The organism is Streptomyces sp. NPDC001933 (genome assembly GCF_042890955.1).
In the GTDB taxonomy this organism is placed as follows: Bacteria; Actinomycetota; Actinomycetes; order Streptomycetales; family Streptomycetaceae; genus Streptomyces.
This window is the reverse complement of the sequence record NZ_JBIASS010000014.1, coordinates 178694-197712: the sequence shown is the minus strand read 5'-3', so window position 1 is coordinate 197712 and position 19019 is coordinate 178694. Positions and strand designations below refer to the sequence as shown.

Sequence of the window (19019 nt, the reverse complement as noted above, 5' to 3'; positions counted from 1 at the left end):
TCAGCTCTCGGGCCGGTCCTCCGGGACGACCTCGGTGGCCGGGACGGTGTCCGTGGGGACGGCCGTGCCGTTCGCCGTGGTGGCGCCGTTGGTGAGGGCGAGCTCCTTCGGCGAGAGCACCGGGGGCCGCGTCGAAGGCGTACGCCGGGCCGAACCGGTCCACGCCGGACGGGCCGGGCGCTTCACGATCGGGGCGAAGATCTCGGCGATCTCCTCCTTGCCGAGCGTCTCCTTCTCCAGGAGCTGGAGCACCAGGTTGTCCAGGACGTCGCGGTTCTCGACGAGGATCTCCCACGCGTCGTTGTGGGCGGTCTCGATGAGCTTCTTGACCTCCTCGTCGACCAGGGCCGCGACCTCTTCCGAGTAGTCGCGCTGGTGGCCCATCTCCCGGCCCACGAAGGGCTCGGTGTTGTCGCCGCCGAACTTGATCGCGCCGAGCCGCTCCGTCATGCCGTACTGCGTGACCATCGCGCGGGCCGTTGCGGTGGCCTTCTCGATGTCGTTGGCGGCGCCGGTGGTCGGGTCGTGGAAGACCAGCTCCTCGGCCGCGCGCCCGCCCAGCATGTAGGCCAGCTGGTCGAGCATCTCGTTGCGCGTCGTGGAGTACTTGTCCTCCTCCGGGAGCACCATCGTGTAACCGAGGGCGCGGCCGCGGGAGAGGATCGTGATCTTGTGGACCGGGTCCGCCTGGGGGGAAGCCGCCGCGACCAGGGCGTGTCCGCCCTCGTGGTACGCGGTGATCTTCTTCTCCTTCTCGGACATGATCCGGGTCCGCTTCTGCGGGCCCGCCACGACGCGGTCGATGGCCTCGTCGAGCATCTTGTTGTCGATCAGCTTCAGATTGCCGCGCGCGGTGAGGAGCGCCGCTTCGTTCAGCACGTTCGACAGGTCGGCACCGGTGAAGCCGGGCGTACGACGGGCGACGGCGCCGAGGTCGACGTCCTTCGCTACCGGCTTGCCCTTCTGGTGCACCTTGAGGATCTCCAGGCGGCCCTGCATGTCCGGCCGGTCGACCGCGATCTGCCGGTCGAAGCGGCCCGGACGCAGCAGCGCCGGGTCGAGGATGTCCGGCCGGTTCGTGGCGGCGATCAGGATGACGCCGCCCTTCACGTCGAAGCCGTCCATCTCGACGAGCAGCTGGTTCAGCGTCTGCTCGCGCTCGTCGTGCCCGCCGCCCATTCCGGCACCGCGGTGCCGGCCGACGGCGTCGATCTCGTCGACGAAGACGATCGCCGGGGCGTTCGCCTTGGCCTGCTCGAAGAGGTCACGGACCCGGCTGGCACCGACACCGACGAACATCTCGACGAAGTCGGAACCGGAGATCGAGTAGAACGGGACGCCCGCCTCGCCGGCGACGGCGCGTGCGAGCAGCGTCTTGCCCGTACCGGGAGGCCCGTACAGCAGGACGCCCTTGGGGATCTTCGCGCCGACGGCCTGGAACTTCGCCGGCTCCTGGAGGAACTCCTTGATCTCCTGGAGCTCCTCGACGGCCTCGTCCGACCCCGCCACATCGGCGAACGTCGTCTTCGGCGTGTCCTTGGTGATCAGCTTGGCCTTGGACTTCCCGAACTGCATGACCCGGGAGCCGCCGCCCTGCATCTGATTCATCAGGAACAGGAAGACGACCACGATCAGGACGAACGGCAGCAGCGAGAGGAGGATCGAGATGAACGGGGACTGCTTGGACGGCGAGACCGTGTAGCCCTCGTCGATCTTGCCGCTCTCGAACTTCTGCTGCAGCGTGTCCGCGATCTGGACACCCTGGTTGCCGATGTAGCTCGCCTGGAACTTGGTGCCGGACTCGCCCGAGAGCTTCTGGCCCTTCTTCAACTCGATCTTGATGATCTGTTCGTCACCGGTGGTCAGCTTGGCCTGCGCCACCTGGTCCTTGCTGATCGCCTGGATCACCTTGCCGGTGTCCACCGATTTGTAGCCGCCCGACGAGCCGACGACTGTCATCAACACGACCACGGCGAGGACGGCCAGCACGATCCACATGACCGGCCCACGGAAGTATCGCTTCACGTCCATCCATACGGGGCGAAGCCGCCCCGTCCCTCCTGCCCGTAGGTAAATGCTGCTGTGAGAAAAGACTGTTCTTCGGACGGTACCCCAGCATTGTCACCCGCGACTGCCGGGGACGTCTGTCAAAACCCGCCTTCGAAAGCTCAACGGCGGGAAACCCCTGAAAGGTTCCCGCCGTCGGCTCCGGTCGGTCCGGGCACGGCCGGGGCCGGGCGAAGGGCTCCGGGCGGAGGTCAGCCCCCGTAGACGTGCGGGGCGAGGGTGCCGACGAAGGGGAGGTTGCGGTACTTCTCGGCGTAGTCGAGCCCGTAGCCGACGACGAACTCGTTGGGGATGTCGAAACCGACCCACTTGCAGTCGAGCGCGACCTTGGCCGCGTCCGGCTTGCGCAGGAGGGTGCAGATCTCCAGGGAGGCGGGCTCCCGCGAGCCGAGGTTCGACATCAGCCACGACAGCGTCAGGCCCGAGTCGATGATGTCCTCGACGATCAGGACGTGCTTGCCCTTGATGTCGGTGTCCAGGTCCTTCAGGATCCGGACCACTCCGGAGGACTGGGTGCCGGCGCCGTACGACGAGACGGCCATCCAGTCCATGGTGACGGGGGTGGACAGCGCGCGCGCCAGGTCCGCCATCACCATCACTGCGCCCTTGAGGACGCCGACGATGAGCAGGTCCTTGCCCGCGTACTCCGCGTCGATCTTCGCGGCCAGCTCGACGAGCTTCGCGTCGATCTCTTCCTTGGTGAGGAGCACCGACTGAAGGTCGGTGCCCATGTCCTTCTCGTTCACCCGCGTCTCTTTCTCTGCCTGCCGGGTCCGGGGTGTTGCCCCCGCACCTGCGCGGCCGCTCGCCTGCATGTCAGCCGCTTGTGCTTCAGCTCTGCCGAATGACCAGTCTGCCACCCTGCCGCATGGCTTCGACGCGTCCGGGCAGGTTGATGGCGCGCTGGCCGCGCCAGCCGGTGATCAGACGGTCGACTTCCTCGATGTGCCGGGCGAAGAGCGAACCGGCCGGGGAACCGGCCTCCATGGCGGCCCGGCGCAGGACCCGGCGGCGTACGGCTGGCGGCAGTGCGAACAGCTTGGCGCACTCCAGACGGCCCGCGTCGTCCCGCGCGGCACGGTCGGCCTCGGCGGCCCAGGTGTCCAGCGCGTCGGCGTCGTCGCGGGAGAGCTGCGCGGTACGGGCCAGGGCCTCGACGACCCCTTTGCCCAGCGCCTTCTCCAGGGCGGGCAGGCCCTCGTGGCGCAGCCGGGAGCGGGTGTAGGCGGGGTCGATGTTGTGCGGGTCGTCCCAGACGGGCAGCGCCTGGACGAGGCACGCCTTGCGGGCGGTCTGCCGGTCGAGCTGGAGGAAGGGGCGGCGGTAGCGGCCGGCCGGTCCGGACGCGGCGGCCATGCCGGAGAGCGAGCGGATGCCGGAGCCCCGGGCGAGGCCGAGCAGCACCGTCTCCGCCTGGTCGTCACGGGTGTGTCCGAGCAGGACGGCGGCGGCGCCGTGCCGCTCCGCCGCCGCGTCCAGGGCGGCGTAGCGGGCGTCCCGGGCCGCGGCCTCGGGGCCGCCTTCGTGGCCGACCTGCACGGCGACGGACTCGACCGGGTCGAGGCGCAGGTCCGTGAGGCGGTCCACGACCTCGGCGGCCCGCGCGTCGGAGCCGTCCTGGAGGCCGTGGTCGACGGTGATTCCGCCGGCCCGGACGGCGAGTTTGGGGGCCTCGAAGGCGAGGGCCGAGGCGAGGGCCATGGAGTCGGCGCCGCCGGAGCATGCCACCAGCACCAGCGGGGTGTCGGGGCGCTCGGGGAGTGCGGCGCGCTGCCTGCCCGCACCGGCTTCGGCGAGCTCGGGGTGCGGGGTGCGCCGGTTGAGGTCGGCGCTTCGGATGTGATCGGTGAGTACGTCGTGGAGTACGCGGCGGACCGCCAGGCGTATCGCCGCGACCGCAGGATGGGGACCCATGTCCGGTGCCCTTCATGAAGGTTCGGTGAGGTGCCTCGGAGCGGCGGACGGGAAAGTGTGCCGTCACTCAGAGTGCGTCGATGGTGACAGAGGCAAGCCGTCCATCGAGCATTGCACGCCTTCCCATGCCCCTACGGTCCCTCGGATGGGTGATTACCGGCGCGTTCTCATCCTGCCGTCCGCCGTCGGACCGCCCATGATCAGGACTCTGCCTTACGGTGCACCCTCGCGATCCAGTCCGCGGGCTTCGCGATCTCCGCCTTGGTGGGCAGGGTGTTCGGCGAGGTCCAGACCCGGTTGAAGCCGTCCATGCCGACCTCGTCGACCACGGCCCGGACGAACCGTTCGCCGTCGCGGTACTGGCGCAGCTTCGCGTCGAGGCCGAGGAGCTTGCGCAGCGCCTGGTCGAGGCGGCCGGCGCCGCGCGCCCTGCGCTGCTGGAACTTCTCGCGGATCTCGCCGACGGAGGAGACCACCTCGGGGCCGACGCCGTCCATCACGTAGTCGGCGTGGCCTTCGAGCAGGGACATCACGGCGGTGAGCCGGCCGAGGATCTCGCGCTGGGAGGGCGTCTGGACGAGTTCGACCAGGCTGCGGCCGCCGTCCTCGCCCTCCTCGCCCTCGGGGCGCCCCCCGGCCAGGGACTGGGCTGCCTCGCGGAGCCGTTCCAGCACGGTCATCGGGTCGATGTCGGTCTCGTCGAGGAACGACTGGATCTCGCCCTGGAGGTGGTCGCGGAGCCAGGGCACGCCGGTGAACTGGGTGCGGTGGGTCTCCTCGTGGAGGGCGACCCAGAGCCGGAAGTCGTGCGGGTCGACATCCAGTTCACGCTCGACGTGGACGATGTTCGGGGCGACGAGCAGCAGCCTGCCGCCACCGTCGGCCGAGGCCGGGAGCTCGCGGGTGGCCGGGGCGAACGTCTCGTACTGGCCGAGGACCCGGGAGGCCAGGAACGACAGCAGCATCCCGACCTCGACGCCGGTGACCTTGCCGCCGACGGCGCCGAGCACCGCGCCGCCGGGGCCTCCCGCGCGCCGGTCCTGCATCTTCCCCAGCAGCGGGCGGAGCAGTTCGCGGAAGCCCGCGACATTGGCCTTGATCCAGCCGGCCCGGTCCACGACCAGGACCGGGGTGTCCTCCGGCCGGGTCCCCTCCGGGATCATCCGGGTGAAGGAACGGACGTGCTCCTCCGCGGCCTTGGCATGCCGGCGCAGCTCCGCGACGACTTCGCGGGCCTCCTCGCGGCTGATCTCCGGCCCCGGCCGCACAAGTCGGGTCGCGGTCGCGACCGCGAGATTCCAGTCGACCATCTCGGCACCACCGATGCTCGTCATGCGTCAACCGTACGTGCTCGGGTCGGTCCGCGGTGTGGTGTTGACCGGCTCAGCGGGGGATGGTGCTCAGGGCTGCGGCAAGGGCGTCGAGGGCGGACTGGGCTTCGGACGGGGAGGTCGTGCCGGAGGCCAGGAAGGCGAAGGCGAGCAGCCGGCCCTGGCGGTCGACGACCGTTCCCGCGAGGGTGTTCACGCCGGTGAGGGTGCCGGTCTTGGCGCGGATCAGGCCGGTGCCCGCGGACTTCCCGGTGAAGCGGTCGCTGAGCGTGCCGCTGAAACCGGCGACCGGGAGGCCGGTGAGGACCGGGCGGAGTTCGGGATGGTCGGGATCGGCCGCGCGGGCGAGGAGGCCGGCCAGCAGTCCGGCGGTGACCTTGTCCTTGCGGTTCAGTCCGCTGCCGTCGGCGAGGTCGGCGCCCTTCAGCGGCAGGCCGAGCTTCTTGAGCTGCGCGGTGACGGCCCGTCGGCCGCCCGCGAAGTCGGCCGGTTCGCCGGCGGCGAGGGCGGTCTGCCTGGCGAGTGCTTCGGCGATGTCGTTGTCACTGTTGGTCAGGGCCCGTTCGACCAGGGCGGAGAGCGGGACGGAGCGGTGTTCGGCGACCTTCCGGGACCCGGCGGCCGGGCGGCCGGGCTTCGGCTCCGCCGCGGTGTCGATCCCGGCGTCGTGGAGGAGCTTCGCGAAGGTACGGGCGGTGTCCCCGGCCGGGTCGTCGCTGCGCGGGGCGGGTCCGCTCGCGGAGTTGTCGAGCCTGCCCTCGTCGGTCATCAGGGCGCTGACGGGCGCGATGTTCTCGTTGGGGCCGATCGGGTGCCTGGCCGGCCCGGAGTAGCGGGAGGTGTCGTACGTGAGGCGGGCCTTGCCGACGCCCCGGTCCTTCAGGGCGCGGGCGGTGTCGGTGGCCAGCCTGCGCAGGGCGGCCTTGTCGAGGGTGGGGTCGCCGCCGCCGACCAGGGCGATGGACCGGAGGTCGGCGGACGCCCGGACCTCGGTGGCGATGCGGTGGTCGGGGCCGAGGGCGCCGAGGGCGGCGACCGCGGTGGCGATCTTGACGGTGGAGGCGGGCGTCATGGGGGTGCCGGCGCCCTGGCCGTACAGCCGCTCGCCGGTGGCGGTGTCGATGACGACGGCGGCGCGCCGGTCGCCCAGGGCGGAGTCCTTCAGCAGCGGGCCGAGGGCGGCGCGGAGGGCGGCGGCTGTGCCGTTCGGTGTGGTGCGGGCGTCCGGGGCGGCGTTGTCGACGGCGGCGGAGAGGGCGGCCAGAACGGCCGGGGCGCTGGGCGCGGGGGCCGGTCCGGACGGCGCGGCGGGCTCGTGATGTGCGCCACCTGTACGGTTCCGGGCGGCGGCCCAGTCGATCTCGGCCTTACGCTGACCCGAGTCCCAGGGGCCGGCGGCAAGGACGGCGCCGGCTGCGAGCGCCAGGCCGAGGCCGGCGGAGACGGCGGTGAACTGCCGGTCGTTCAGTCCCTTCAACCTGATCACGGCGGCCCGGAGGGTGCGCCTGCTCAGCTTGTCCAGCGGGTTGACCGACGGTCTTTTCACCGGCTCGTCCACCGTTGACCAGCCCCTTTCGCGAGCACACATCTGCGTGGGGGACACTTAATCACCAGTCGTATGTGTTGATCATGGAGGAGCCACCCGTGGAGTTCGACGTCGTTATCGAGATCCCGAAGGGTTCGCGGAACAAGTACGAGGTGGACCACGAGACCGGTCGGATCCGCCTGGACCGTCGACTCTTCACCTCGACCAGCTACCCGGCGGACTACGGCTTCGTCGAGAACACCCTCGGCGAGGACGGCGACCCGCTGGACGCGCTGGTCATCCTGGAGGAGCCGACCTTCCCCGGCTGCCTCATCAAGTGCCGCGCCATCGGCATGTTCCGGATGACGGACGAGGCCGGCGGCGACGACAAGCTGCTGTGCGTGCCGGCCTCCGACCCCCGGGTGGAGCACCTGCGCGACATCCACCACGTGTCGGAGTTCGACCGCCTGGAGATCCAGCACTTCTTCGAGGTCTACAAGGACCTGGAGCCCGGCAAGTCGGTCGAGGGCGCCGACTGGGTCGGCCGCGCCGAGGCCGAGGCCGAGATCGAGGCCTCCTACAAGCGCCTTGAGGCGCAGGGCGGCGCGCACTGACCCGAGGGTCGTGGCCGGATTCCGGCCGAGGTACGTGACACGGTTCCGGTTCCGTTTCCACGGTTCCGGGCCGGGAACGGGCGGTACTCCCCATCGCGGAGTGCCGCCCGTTCCGCGTGTCCGCCGCAGTCCGCGTGGGACCTGCTCCGCATGTCCGCCGCAACCCGTATGCCGCCCGTTCCGCGCGTTCGCCGCGATCCGCGTGTCACCTGCTCCGCGGGTCCGCCGCGATCCGTGTGGAGCCCTCCTGGCGTCCGGGCCGCTTCCCGTGGCCATACTGGGCACAGGTGCGGCCGACGGCGCGCAGCCGAGAGGAGCGAGGTCGAGTGGTGGCGGAACAGGGCGGTCCGGAGGACCAGAAGCCCCAGTCCGACGAGGCGCGCAGCGCCTTCACCCCGCCGGCCGGGGTGGACCGGCGCGCGTCCGCGCCCGACGACGACCACCCGACATCGGAGTTCGCCATTCCGGCCGGTCTGACGGCCGAGCCCCAGGGGCCGGGAACAGGTTCCGCTTCGGGCTCCGCCCCGGGGTCCGGTTCGGGTTCGGAGACGATCGGTTCGGCCTTCGCCCCGCCGCGCACCTACAGCGCCCAGCACTCGCCGCCCGCCTTCACCCCGGCCCACGGCAGCCCGATGATCCGGCTGACCAAGGAGGCCCCCTGGCAGGACCGGATGCGCACGATGCTGCGGATGCCGGTCGCCGAGCGCCCGGCGCCCGAGACGGTGCAGAAGGCCGACGAGGTGGGGCCCGCGGTGCCCCGCGTGCTCGACCTGACGCTGCGTATCGGGGAGCTGCTGCTGGCGGGCGGCGAGGGCGCCGAGGACGTCGAGGCGGCCATGTTCGCGGTGACCCGCAGCTACGGCCTGGACCGCTGCGAGCCCACGGTCACCTTCACCCTGCTGTCCATCTCGCACCAGCCGTCGCTGGTCGACGACCCGGTGACGTCGAGCCGTACCGTACGCCGCCGCGCCACCGACTACACCCGGCTGGCCGCCGTGTTCCGGCTCATCGACGACATCACCACCGAGGACGTCGAGGTCTCGCTGGAGGAGGCCTACCGGCGGCTGGCGGAGATCCGGCGCAACCGGCACCCGTACTCCGGCTGGGTGCTGACGCTGGCCGCCGGCGGGCTCGCGGGGGCGGCGTCGGTGCTGCTCGGCGGCGGTCCGCTGGTGTTCCTGGTGGCGGCGGTCGGCGCGATGCTCGGCGACCGGCTCGCCTGGCTCTGTGCCGGGCGTGGGCTGCCGGAGTTCTACCAGTTCGTGGCTGCGGCGATGCCGCCGGCCGCGCTGGGGGTGGCGCTGACCCTGACCCACTGGTCGGACCTGCAGCCGTCCGCGGTCATCACCGGTGGGCTGTTCGCACTGCTGCCGGGGCGGGCCCTGGTGGCGGGGGTGCAGGACGGGCTGACCGGTTTCTACATCACCGCGGCCGCGCGGCTGCTCGAAGTCATGTACCTGTTCATCGGCATCGTCGTCGGTGTGCTGCTGGTGCTGTATCTGGGGCTCCAACTGGGCGCCCAGCTGAACCCCGAGGCCAGGTTCGTCGCCCCGGACCGGCCGGTGGTGCAGATCCTGGCGTCGATGGCGCTCTGTTTCGCCTTCGCGATCCTGCTCCAGCAGGACCGGTCCACGGTGCTGGCGGTGACCCTCAACGGCGGTGTGGCCTGGGTGATCTACGGGGCGATGGCCCGCACCGGCAACATCTCGCCGGTGGCGGCGACGGCGACGGCGGCCGGTCTGGTGGGTCTGTTCGGGCAGCTGCTCTCGCGCTACCGGTACACCTCGTCGCTGCCGTTCATCACGGCGGCGATCGGCCCGCTGCTGCCCGGTTCGGCCACGTACTTCGGTCTGCTGGCCGTGGCCCAGGGGCGGGTGAACGCCGGGCTCTCCTCGCTGTCGACCGCGGTGGCCACGGCGCTGGCCATCGCGATCGGGGTGAACCTGGGGAGCGAGATCTCCCGGCTGTTCATGCGGGTGCCGGGTGCGGTCGGCGGGGCGGGGCGCCGCGCGGCCAAACGGACGCGCGGCTTCTGATCCCCTGCGGCCGGAGCGTGTGCGTCAGCGCTTGGCGTGACGGCCGCGCTGGCCCGGGGACGGGCTGCCCCCGGCGGACGGGCCGTGGGCCTCGCCGCCGCCGGACGCCGCTTCCTTCTTCGACTTGGAGCGGGCCCGCAGGAACTCGATCGCGATCGGCACCACCGAGATGAGCACGATCAGGATGAGCATCGCCTCGATGTTCTCGTGGACGAAGTCGATCTTGCCGAGGGCCGAGCCGAGCAGCGTGACGCCGACACCCCAGAGGACTCCGCCGATGATGTTGAACACGATGAACGAGCGGTAGTTCATCCGGCTCACACCGGCGATGATCGGCGTGAACGTACGCACCACGGGCACGAAGCGGGCCAGGATCAGCGACTTCGGGCCGTACTTCTCGAAGAATTCGTGCGCCTTCTCAACGTTCTCCTGCTTGAAGAGGCGGGAGTCCGGGCGGTTGAAGAGCGAGGGGCCGACCTTGCGGCCGAAGAGATAGCCCACCTGGTCGCCGATGATCGCCGCCAGCGCCACCAGCAGGCAGACCAGCCAGAGCGGGGTCTTCAGCTGGCCGGTGGTCACCAGCAGCCCTGTGGTGAACAGGAGCGAGTCGCCGGGGAGGAAGAAGCCGATCAGCAGTCCGGACTCGGCGAACACGATGAGGAGGACGCCGGGAAGCCCGAAGGTGTTGATCAGATAGTCCGGGTCCAGCCAGCTCGGGCCGAGCGCAAGCGTATTCAAGGGTCCGGGGCTCCTGGATCGATCGATGGCGGCTGCGTGGCCGCCCAAAGCTATCAACGCAGGATGACGCCCCCGGGTTCCAGATGGCCCCCGCGAGGACACTCCCCGGCCCGACCGGGGATGCACACCGGGCCAACCGGGACAAAGCTGGCCCCCAGGAGGTGCCACACGATGGGCATTGAGGATTACGGCGGCGGGCAGACGGAGCGGTCGGACGTCCTGGTCGTCACGACGAACGACGTACCGGGCCACCAGGTGACGCGAGTGATCGGGGAGGTGTTCGGCCTCACCGTCCGCTCCCGCCATCTGGGCAGCCAGATCGGCGCCGGGCTGAAGTCCATGATCGGCGGCGAGCTGAAGGGGCTGACCAAGACGCTCGTCGAGACCCGCAACCAGGCGATGGAGCGGCTCGTCGAGCAGGCGAAGGCCCGGGGCGCCAACGCTGTGCTGATGATGCGCTTCGACGTGACCGAGGCGGCCGACGTGGGCACGGAGGTGTGCGCGTACGAAACCGCGGTCGTGATCAGCCGGAGCTGAGCGGGCACGGCCACGGGAGCGAGGACGCCCCCGCCCGGCGCCCCCGCCCCGTGGCGGTCACTCCAGGCGTCGGGCGTTGGCTTCGATCGCGTCCCGCAGGTGCTCGGCCAGGCCCGGCCGCATCGAGTCGTAGAACGCGCGGAACCGCTCGTCGGACACGTACATCCCGCCGAGCCCCCGGTGCATCTCGGCGGAGCACTCGTAGAACCACTTGCCGATGTGCAGCCGGTGGGCCTCGGCCAGCTCCATCGCCCGCTCGCCGGTGGCCGGCTCCCCGGCCTCCATCAGCGCGTCGTAGGCGGCGCCCCACTCGGCGACCTCCGCCTGCATCCGCTTCCAGTCGTCCTTGGTGTACCGGGCGGCCCGGCGCTGCGACTCGGCGTATTCGGCGGTGCCGCCCCAGCGGGCTTCGGCCTCCTCCGCGTGCTCCTCGGGGTCCTTGCCCCCGAAGACCTCGAACTTCTCCTCGGGCGTGAGGTTGATGCCCATCTTCCGTGCCTCCAGTGCTGTTTCGACGGCGTCGGCCATCCTTCTCAGCTCGGCGATCCGGTCGGACAGCAGCCGGTGCTGGCGCCGCAGATGCTCCTGCGGGTCCGCCCGCGGATCGTCGAGCAGTACCGCGATCTCGTCGAGCGGGAAGCCGAGTTCCCGGTAGAACAGGATCTGCTGGAGCCGGTCGAGATCGCCGTCGTCGTAGCGGCGGTGCCCGGCCCGGCTGCGCGCGCTGGGCGAGAGCAGTCCGATGCCGTCGTAGTGGTGCAGGGTGCGCACCGTGACTCCGGCGAATCCGGCGACCTGTCCCACGGAGTGATCCATGGCTCCTTCGCTCCCTTCTCCGATCGGGTACGTCCCGAGCCTGGGCCCTGACGTGACGTGAGGTGCAAGCCCGAATTGCCGCCACTCCGGCACCCCCAGAAGGGTTATATGCCTTTTACGCCGTTATGGTGATCCGGTGGCCACCGAATCCTCCGCCCTCGCCGGATCCGCCCCCGAACCCACCCCCGTACAGCGGCTGCTGCCCGTCATCGTGCCCGCGCTGGCCGTCGGGGTCCTCTCCGCCCTCGTCCTGCTCGGCATCAGCCTGCTCGCGGAAAAGCTTCAGGGCGTGCTCTGGGAGACGCTCCCCGACGCGCTCTCCGTCGGCCGCTACTCCGCGCTCTGGATGATCGTGATGCTCACCGCGAGCGGGCTGGCGGTCGGCCTGCTCGTCCGGGCGGTGCCCGGTCACGCGGGTCCCGACCCGGCGACCACCGGGCTGGTCGATCCGCCGCTGGCGCCGGCCGTGGTGCCGGGGCTGCTGCTCGTCACGGTCATCACCCTGGCGGGCGGGGTCAGCCTCGGTCCGGAGAATCCGATCACGGCCGCCAACATCGCGCTGGCCTGCTGGCTCGGCCGCCGCCTCATGCCCGGCACACCGGTGGCGCTCTGGCTCTCGCTCGCCGCGGCCGGCACCATCGGGGCGCTCTTCGGCACCCCGGTCGCCGCCGCGCTGATCCTCTCCGAGATCCTCGCCTCGCGCGCCGAGCCGGGCGCGCTCTGGGACCGCCTCTTCGGCCCGCTCGCGGCGGGCACCGCGGGCGCGCTCACCATGACGCTGCTGGCCCACCCCAGCTTCGACCTGGCACTGCCGTCCTACGACCGGCCGCACTGGGGCGACCTGCCCTCCTCCATCGTCATCACCCTGGCCGGGGCGGCGCTCGGCATGCTGACGGTGTACGCGTTCCCGCACGCGCACCGGCTCTTCCGGGCCCTGAGGCATCCGGTCCTGGCGCTGACCGCGGGCGGGCTGCTGCTCGGCCTGCTGGGTGCACTGGGCGGCCATCTCACCCTGTTCAAGGGGCTCGACGAGGTGAAGGAGCTCGCCGCCGACCCGGGCGGCCACTCGGCCTGGCAGTTCGCGCTCATGGCCCTGGTGAAGGCGGCCGCGCTGGTGATCGCGGCGAGCTGCGGCTTCCGGGGCGGGCGAATCTTCCCCGCCGTCTTCGTGGGCGTCGCTCTGGGGCTCAGCGCCCACGCCCTGGTCACCTCGGTGCCGGTGGCGCTGGCGGTGACCTGCGGGGTGCTGGGGGTGCTGCTGGCGATCACCCGGCAGGGCTGGCTGAGCCTGTTCACCGCCGCGGTGCTGGTCGGCGACGCGGGCGTGCTGCCGATCCTGTGCATCGCCTCGCTGCCCGCCTGGCTGCTGGTGACCGGGCGGCCGCAGATGCAGCTGCACGAGGACGGTACGCCGCTGAAGTGAGCCGTCGGGGGCGGGACGGACGAAGGGCGCGCGCTCGAAGCGCCGAATGCCCGGCTCTTCCGTATCGTCGCATCCGTACGCATTCCTCCCGCAGAGCCCCTGCCCGCGGGTCCGTACGGATGCGTCCCATCAGCTTGCCGGAGGTTCGCGCAATGCCCACGCCCGTCAACGTCGCCGTCATCTACTACTCGTCGACCGGAACCGTCGCCACGATCGCCAAGGCCATCGCGCAGTACGCCGAGAAGGCCGGTGCCGAGGTGCGGCTGTGCAAGGCCCGCGAGCTCGCCCCGCAGGCGGCCATCGACTCCAACCCGGCGTGGGCGGCCAACGCGAAGGCCACCGCCGACATCAACGAGGTCTCGCCCGACGACATGATCTGGGCGGACGCCGTGATCCTCGGTACGCCGACCCGGTTCGGCAACGTGAGCGCCCAGCTCAAGCAGTTCCTCGACACCCTCGGCGGCCACTGGCAGGCGGGCCACCTCGCGGACAAGGTCTACAGCGGCTTCACCTCCACCAGCACCGCCCACGGCGGCCAGGAGTCCACGCTGCTCGCGCTCTACAACACGATCCACCACTTCGGCGGCATCCTGGTCGCCCCCGGCTACACGGACCCGTCGAAGTTCGTCGACGGCAATCCGTACGGCACCTCGCACGTGGCCGGCCAGGGCGACATCCCGGTCGGCGAGCAGACCCTGACCGCCGCCCGGGTCCAGGCCGAGCGGGTCGTGAAGTTCACCCGGGCCATCAAGGACGGCCTCGCCGCCGAGAGCTGAAAGGGCTCCCCGATGCCTCTCCACAAGGGCTCGTCCCAGAAGACGGAACCGTCCGAAGCCCGCCGCAGACTCGCCCTCAACCCGTTCTACGGGGAGGCCGACCCGGCCGCCGGCATGGAGTCGGCGCCGCCCCGGCACCGGCTGCCCGACGGGCCGATGCCGCCGTCGACCGCGTACGGCCTGGTCCATGACGAGCTGATGCTCGACGGCAACTCACGGCTCAACCTCGCCACCTTCGTCACCACCTGGATGGAGCCCCAGGCCGGGGTGCTGATGGGCGAGTGCCGCGACAAGAACATGATCGACAAGGACGAGTACCCGCGCACGGCCGAGCTGGAGCGGCGCTGCGTGGCGATGCTCGCCGACCTCTGGAACGCCCCCGATCCCTCGGCGGTCGTGGGCTGTTCGACGACCGGCTCCAGCGAGGCCTGCATGCTCGCCGGGCTGGCGCTGAAGCGCCGCTGGGCGGCCCGGAACGCCGACCGCTATCCGGCGACCGCCCGGCCGAACCTGGTCATGGGCATCAATGTGCAGGTCTGCTGGGACAAGTTCTGCAACTTCTGGGAGGTCGAGCCCCGGCTGGTCCCGATGGAGGGCGACCGCTTCCACCTCGACCCGCAGGCCGCGGCCGACCTCTGCGACGAGAACACCATCGGCGTCGTCGGCATCCTCGGCTCCACCTTCGACGGTTCGTACGAGCCGGTCGCGGAGCTGTGCGCGGCGCTGGACGCCCTCCAGGAACGCACCGGCCTCGACATCCCCGTCCACGTGGACGGGGCCTCCGGGGCGATGGTGGCGCCGTTCCTGGACGAGGACCTGGTGTGGGACTTCCGGCAGCCGAGGGTGGCCTCCATCAACACCTCCGGGCACAAGTACGGCCTGGTCTACCCGGGCGTCGGCTGGGTGCTGTGGCGCACGCCCGCCGACCTGCCCGAGGAGCTGGTCTTCCGGGTCAACTACCTGGGCGGCGACATGCCGACCTTCGCGCTGAACTTCTCCCGGCCGGGGGCGCAGGTGGTGGCGCAGTACTACACCTTCCTGCGGCTGGGCCGGGAGGGCTACCGGGCCGTCCAGCAGGCGTCCCGGGACGTGGCCTGCGGGCTCGCGAAACGGATCGAGGAGATCGGCGACTTCCGGCTCCTCACCCGGGGCGACCAGCTGCCCGTCCTCGCGCTGACGACCGCGCCGGACGTGGAGGCCTTCGATGTCTTCGACGTGTCGCGGCGACTGCGCGAAGAGGGCTGGCGGGTACCGGCGTACACCTTCCCGGCCAACCGGCAGGACCTGTCGGTGCTGCGGGTGGTGTGCCGCAACGGCTTCTCGTCCGACCTCGCCGAACTGCTGCTGGAGGACCTCCGACTGATCCTTCCCGACCTGCGCCGCCAGGCGCATCCGATGAGCCGCGACCGGCAGATGGCGACGTCGTTCCACCACTGAGACGCGTCCACCACGGAGCGGAGTCAGTGCCCCGTCGCGTAAGGGTTCTCCTGCCCTTCGGCGAGCACCCCGACGAAGGGCTCGCCCTCCCCCGCGAAGGTGTACGCCCCGCCCTCGATACGAGCGATCAGCCCGCGCGTCCACTCGGCCCCGGCGTCCGCCGAGTGGACCCACATGTTCATGATCTCGCCGATGTGGCCGATCGACTCGGGCCCGGCCTCCGGCGTGTAGTACTCCGTGACCGTGGCCCGCCACGCCTCAAGTCCGGCGACCCGCTCCCTGAGCAGCGCGACCGCCTCGGCCCGCTCCAGGTCGACCATGCCGCCGAGGGCCGCCGAGAGCACATCCGGCTTCTGGTCGTACGAGGTCAGCGCCGCGCGCAGCAGCGTGAAGTACTCCTCGTCGCCCCGCTCGGTGATCTCGTACTCGGTACGGGGCGGGCCGCCCGCCGTGCTCGGCGCGGTCTCGTGGGCGAGCAGCAGTCCCTGCTTCGCCATCTGCTTCAGCGCGTGATAGACCGAGCCGGGCTTGGCGTTGGACCACTCGTGCGCGCCCCAGTACTCCAGGTCGTTGCGGACCTGGTAGCCGTGCGCCCGGCCGTGCTGGCGCACGGCGCACAGGACCAGCAGCCGGATCGCGGACATCTCACGCACCCCTTCTGCTCAGCTTTGATCAGAGTAGCCCCCCGCCTCGGCGACCAGCTCCAGCGCGGTGCGGCCGTCCAGGGACTCCCTGATGATGTCGGCGTGCCCGGCGTGCCGGGCGATCTCCTCCACGAGGTGGGCCAGCAGCCATCGCATCGAGACCCGCCCGTCCTTCGGGAACCAGGGCGCCTCGGGCAGCGGGAAGGTGTCGTCCAGGCTGGGCACCGAGCGGATGAACTCCTCCTCCTCGGCCACGACGCCGTCCCAGAACTTCAGCACCTGCTCCACCGTCTCGTCGCCGACGAGCCGGAAGCCGTCCGCCCAGGTGTTCTCGTTCCGGACGGCCTCGTTCAACTGCTGCTGGGCCATCCGCAGCCAGTTCAGCTCGACCTCGGCGACGTGCTTGGCCAGTCCGGAGAGGGAGAGCTCACTGGCGCTGGGGCGGCTCGCCGCCTGCTCCTCGGTCAGCCCGAACAGCGAGCGCCGGATCGCACCGCGCTGGGCCTCGATGAAGGAGAGGAACATGCCGCGCTCGTCGCCGGGAGCTTCCGAGGGAACGTGAGTGACCATGGTGTCCGCCTTGATGATCCGTGCCGGTTCTTCCTGACACCGGCCAAGCTACGGACCCTTGCGGTCAACTGCCGTCCGCAACGGGAACGCGCGGTCAGAAAGGGAACTCGCTCCGGCCGTGCTGGATCGAGATCCACTTCTGGGTGGTGAAGGCGTCGACGGTCGCCTCGCCGTTCAGCCGGCCGAGCCCGGAGGACTTCTCGCCGCCGAACGCCACCAGCGGATCGTCCTGGACGGTCGAGCCGTTGACGTGGAACATCCCGCTGACGACGCGCCTCGCGAACCGCACCCCGCGTTCGGTGCTGCGGGTGTGCACGGCGCCGCTCAGCCCGTACGGGGTGTCGTTGGCGATGCGTACGGCCTCGTCCTCGCCGTCGAACGTCATCAGCAGCGCCACCGGGCCGAATATCTCCTGGGACAGCAGCGGGGAGCCGTCGGGGAGCCCGGCGAGCACGGTCGGCTCCACGAGGTTGCCGCGGGTCCGGCCCCGGACCAGTGCGGTGGCCCCTTCGGCGATCGCCTGGTCGACCAGGGCGGTCAGGGCGTCGGCCTGGAAGGTGTTGATGACCGGGCCGATCCGGGTCTCCGGTTCACGCGGGTCACCGGTCCTCAGTGCGGCCACCGCGGCGGTGAACCTCTCGGTGAACTCCCGCTCGACGCGGCGGTCCACCAGGATCCGGTTGGCGGCCATGCAGACCTGCCCCTGGTAGACGAAGCGGCTGTGCACGGCGGCCTCGACCGCGTGGCCGATGTCCGCGTCCTCCAGCACCACCAGGGCGCTGTTGCCGCTGAGTTCGAGGATCGTCCGCTTGAAGTGCCCGGCCGCGACGGCGCCGACATGGCGGCCGACCCGGTCCGAGCCCGCGAACGAGATCACCTTGGGCACGGGGTGCTCGATGAACGCGTCACCGATCTCGGCGACATCGGTGATCACTATGTTCAGCAGCCCGGCGGGCAGCCCGGCGTCCTCGAAGATCTTCGCGATCAGCGTGCCGCCGACGACCGGGGCGTTCTGGTTGGGCTTGACGACGACCGCGTTGCCGAGCGCGAGGGCCGGTGCGACGGACTTCATCGCCACCAGGAAGGGGAAGTTGAAGGGGCTGATCACGCCGACGACGCCGACGGGCAGCCGGTAGAGGCGGTTCTCCTTGCCGTCCGCCAGGGCGGGCAGCAGGGCGCCCGGCGGACGCAGCGCCTGACGGATCGCGTCGCGCAGGAATTCCTCGGCGACCCGGACCTCGTACTCCGCCTTGACCCGGGTGCCGCCGAGTTCGTCGATGATCGCGTCGACTATTTCCTCGTGCAGTTCGCCGGTGATGCGCAGTGCGCGTTCCAGGATTTCGCGGCGCTCGTACGGTCCGGTGGTGGCCCAGGTCCGCTGGGCGCGCTCCGCGGCGCGGTAGGCCAGGTCGATCTCCTGCGCGGTGGCAATGGTGATCGCGGCGAGTTTCTCCCCGTTGTAGGGGTTGAAATCGATGATGTCCCACGAGCCGGTTCCGGTCCGCCACTCACCGTCGATGTATTGGTCGGCCAGCTCGTAGAAGAAGGACATGCAGATCCCTTGATTCAGGTGCAGACTCCCGTCGAACCGTCATCGTACTGACAAATCAGGTGAGTTGGAGTAGACCACGGAGCAGATCGCGGCTCTCCTCGGGCCCCGGGCTGTCCTCGTGGAGCCGCACCATGGCCTTTTCGTACTGCGCGACTTCTTCGGCCTTGTCCAGATAGAGAGCACTTGTCAGTTGCTCCAAATAGACAATGTCCGACAGGTCGGATTCCGGGAATCGCAGCATCGTAAAAGAACCGCTCTCGCCGGCATGCCCGCCAAAACTGAAGGGCATCACCTGGAGAGTGACGTTGGGCTGTTCCGACATTTCGATCAGATGCCGCAATTGCCCACGCATCACTTCGCGGTCACCGTAGGGCCGGCGCAGCGCGGCCTCGTCCAGTACGGCGTGGAGATGGGGTGCACGTTCGGAGACGAGGGCCTTCTGGCGTTCCAGCCGCAGCGCGACCCGGCGGTCGATCTCGACGGCGGGCGCGGCGCCCATGCCCCGGGTGACGACCGCGTGTGCGTACGCCTCGGTCTGCAACAGGCCGTGGACGAACTGGACTTCGTACACCCGGATGAGGGATGCCGCTCCCTCCAGCCCGATGTACGTCTGGAACCAGCCGGGCAGCACATCTCCGTAACTGTGCCACCAGCCCGCCACGTTCGCCTCCCGGGCCAGGCCGAGCAGAGCGTCCCGCTCCGCCTCGTCCGTGACTCCGTAGAGCGTGAGCAGGTCCTCGACGTCCCTGGCCTTGAAGCTCACCCGTCCCAACTCCATGCGGCTGATCTTCGATTCGGAGGCCCGGATGGAGTAGCCGGCCGCCTCACGGGTGATGCCGCGCGAGTCGCGCAGCCGCCTGAGCTGCGAGCCCAGCAGGATGCGCCGCACCACAGATCCACTCGACTCGCCTGCCGCCACTGGCCCGGTCCTCCCCATCGCTTCCCTGGCATCGGGGCTCCCCCCGACCCCAAGTGCCGGATTCTGCCATCAAAACGCTTCAGCCCGTACTCATTCGATTACGGAAATGAGAAGCCTTCC

General features: G+C 70.5%; 17 protein-coding genes. 6 read left to right on the top strand and 11 right to left on the bottom strand.

Annotation, left to right across the window (positions count from 1 at the left end; translation table 11 throughout):
• The 5 genes from ftsH to dacB form a co-directional block, all read right to left on the bottom strand.
• Positions 1-2031 (bottom strand): ATP-dependent zinc metalloprotease FtsH, encoded by a 2031-nt coding sequence (ftsH, locus tag ACFYY7_RS30245; protein WP_356084181.1) that lies wholly within the window; start codon positions 2029-2031, stop codon positions 1-3.
• Between the two features lie 227 nt (positions 2032-2258).
• Positions 2259-2798 (bottom strand): hypoxanthine phosphoribosyltransferase, encoded by a 540-nt coding sequence (hpt, locus tag ACFYY7_RS30240; protein ID WP_072487175.1) that lies wholly within the window; start codon positions 2796-2798, stop codon positions 2259-2261.
• A 100-nt stretch (positions 2799-2898) separates the two neighbouring features.
• Positions 2899-3981 carry a tRNA lysidine(34) synthetase TilS gene (gene tilS, locus ACFYY7_RS30235; RefSeq protein ID WP_388666490.1) on the bottom strand — a complete coding sequence of 361 codons (1083 nt, stop codon included), beginning with the start codon at positions 3979-3981 and terminating at the stop codon, positions 2899-2901.
• 200 nt (positions 3982-4181) lie between these two features.
• Positions 4182-5315 (bottom strand): zinc-dependent metalloprotease, encoded by a 1134-nt coding sequence (locus tag ACFYY7_RS30230; protein ID WP_388666487.1) that lies wholly within the window; start codon positions 5313-5315, stop codon positions 4182-4184.
• A gap of 49 nt (positions 5316-5364) precedes the next feature.
• Positions 5365-6870 carry a D-alanyl-D-alanine carboxypeptidase/D-alanyl-D-alanine-endopeptidase gene (dacB, locus tag ACFYY7_RS30225; RefSeq protein WP_388666484.1) on the bottom strand — a complete coding sequence of 502 codons (1506 nt, stop codon included), beginning with the start codon at positions 6868-6870 and terminating at the stop codon, positions 5365-5367.
• 86 nt (positions 6871-6956) lie between these two features.
• Between dacB and ACFYY7_RS30220 the strand changes: the two genes are divergently transcribed.
• Both ACFYY7_RS30220 and ACFYY7_RS30215 read left to right on the top strand, forming a co-directional pair.
• Positions 6957-7451 (top strand): inorganic diphosphatase, encoded by a 495-nt coding sequence (locus ACFYY7_RS30220; RefSeq protein ID WP_031090989.1) that lies wholly within the window; start codon positions 6957-6959, stop codon positions 7449-7451.
• A gap of 326 nt (positions 7452-7777) precedes the next feature.
• On the top strand, positions 7778-9487 hold the full coding sequence (locus tag ACFYY7_RS30215) for a threonine/serine exporter ThrE family protein (protein ID WP_388666481.1): 1710 nt from the start codon (positions 7778-7780) through the stop codon (positions 9485-9487).
• 24 nt (positions 9488-9511) lie between these two features.
• Here the strand turns inward: ACFYY7_RS30215 and ACFYY7_RS30210 are convergent, their stop codons facing one another.
• On the bottom strand, positions 9512-10225 hold the full coding sequence (locus tag ACFYY7_RS30210) for a DedA family protein (protein ID WP_388666478.1): 714 nt from the start codon (positions 10223-10225) through the stop codon (positions 9512-9514).
• A 171-nt stretch (positions 10226-10396) separates the two neighbouring features.
• Here ACFYY7_RS30210 and ACFYY7_RS30205 point away from each other — a divergent pair, with 171 nt between their 5' ends.
• Positions 10397-10762, top strand: coding sequence for a YbjQ family protein (locus ACFYY7_RS30205; protein ID WP_388666475.1), 366 nt, complete (start codon positions 10397-10399; stop codon positions 10760-10762).
• A 57-nt stretch (positions 10763-10819) separates the two neighbouring features.
• On the opposite strand, the gene ACFYY7_RS30200 is transcribed toward ACFYY7_RS30205, so the two are convergent.
• Positions 10820-11578, bottom strand: coding sequence for a MerR family transcriptional regulator (locus tag ACFYY7_RS30200; RefSeq protein WP_388666472.1), 759 nt, complete (start codon positions 11576-11578; stop codon positions 10820-10822).
• A 136-nt stretch (positions 11579-11714) separates the two neighbouring features.
• Between ACFYY7_RS30200 and ACFYY7_RS30195 the strand changes: the two genes are divergently transcribed.
• From ACFYY7_RS30195 to ACFYY7_RS30185, 3 genes are all read left to right on the top strand, one after another.
• Positions 11715-13001 carry an ion channel protein gene (locus ACFYY7_RS30195; protein ID WP_388666469.1) on the top strand — a complete coding sequence of 429 codons (1287 nt, stop codon included), beginning with the start codon at positions 11715-11717 and terminating at the stop codon, positions 12999-13001.
• A 152-nt stretch (positions 13002-13153) separates the two neighbouring features.
• The gene (wrbA, locus tag ACFYY7_RS30190) at positions 13154-13777 is read left to right on the top strand and encodes an NAD(P)H:quinone oxidoreductase (RefSeq protein ID WP_388666466.1); all 624 of its coding nucleotides are present in this window, start codon (positions 13154-13156) and stop codon (positions 13775-13777) included.
• A gap of 12 nt (positions 13778-13789) precedes the next feature.
• Complete coding sequence (locus ACFYY7_RS30185) at positions 13790-15214, top strand: glutamate decarboxylase (protein ID WP_388666463.1); 1425 nt, start codon at positions 13790-13792, stop codon at positions 15212-15214.
• A gap of 23 nt (positions 15215-15237) precedes the next feature.
• On the opposite strand, the gene ACFYY7_RS30180 is transcribed toward ACFYY7_RS30185, so the two are convergent.
• From ACFYY7_RS30180 to ACFYY7_RS30165, 4 genes are all read right to left on the bottom strand, one after another.
• Complete coding sequence (locus ACFYY7_RS30180) at positions 15238-15858, bottom strand: PadR family transcriptional regulator (protein WP_388666644.1); 621 nt, start codon at positions 15856-15858, stop codon at positions 15238-15240.
• Positions 15859-15876: 18 nt separating this feature from the next.
• The gene (locus tag ACFYY7_RS30175; protein ID WP_388666460.1) at positions 15877-16428 is read right to left on the bottom strand and encodes a DinB family protein; all 552 of its coding nucleotides are present in this window, start codon (positions 16426-16428) and stop codon (positions 15877-15879) included.
• A gap of 94 nt (positions 16429-16522) precedes the next feature.
• Entirely contained in the window at positions 16523-17980 is a 1458-nt protein-coding gene (locus tag ACFYY7_RS30170; RefSeq protein ID WP_388666457.1) for an aldehyde dehydrogenase family protein, read from the bottom strand.
• 55 nt (positions 17981-18035) lie between these two features.
• Positions 18036-18917, bottom strand: coding sequence for a helix-turn-helix transcriptional regulator (locus ACFYY7_RS30165; RefSeq protein ID WP_259927850.1), 882 nt, complete (start codon positions 18915-18917; stop codon positions 18036-18038).
• Positions 18918-19019 lie beyond the last annotated feature (102 nt).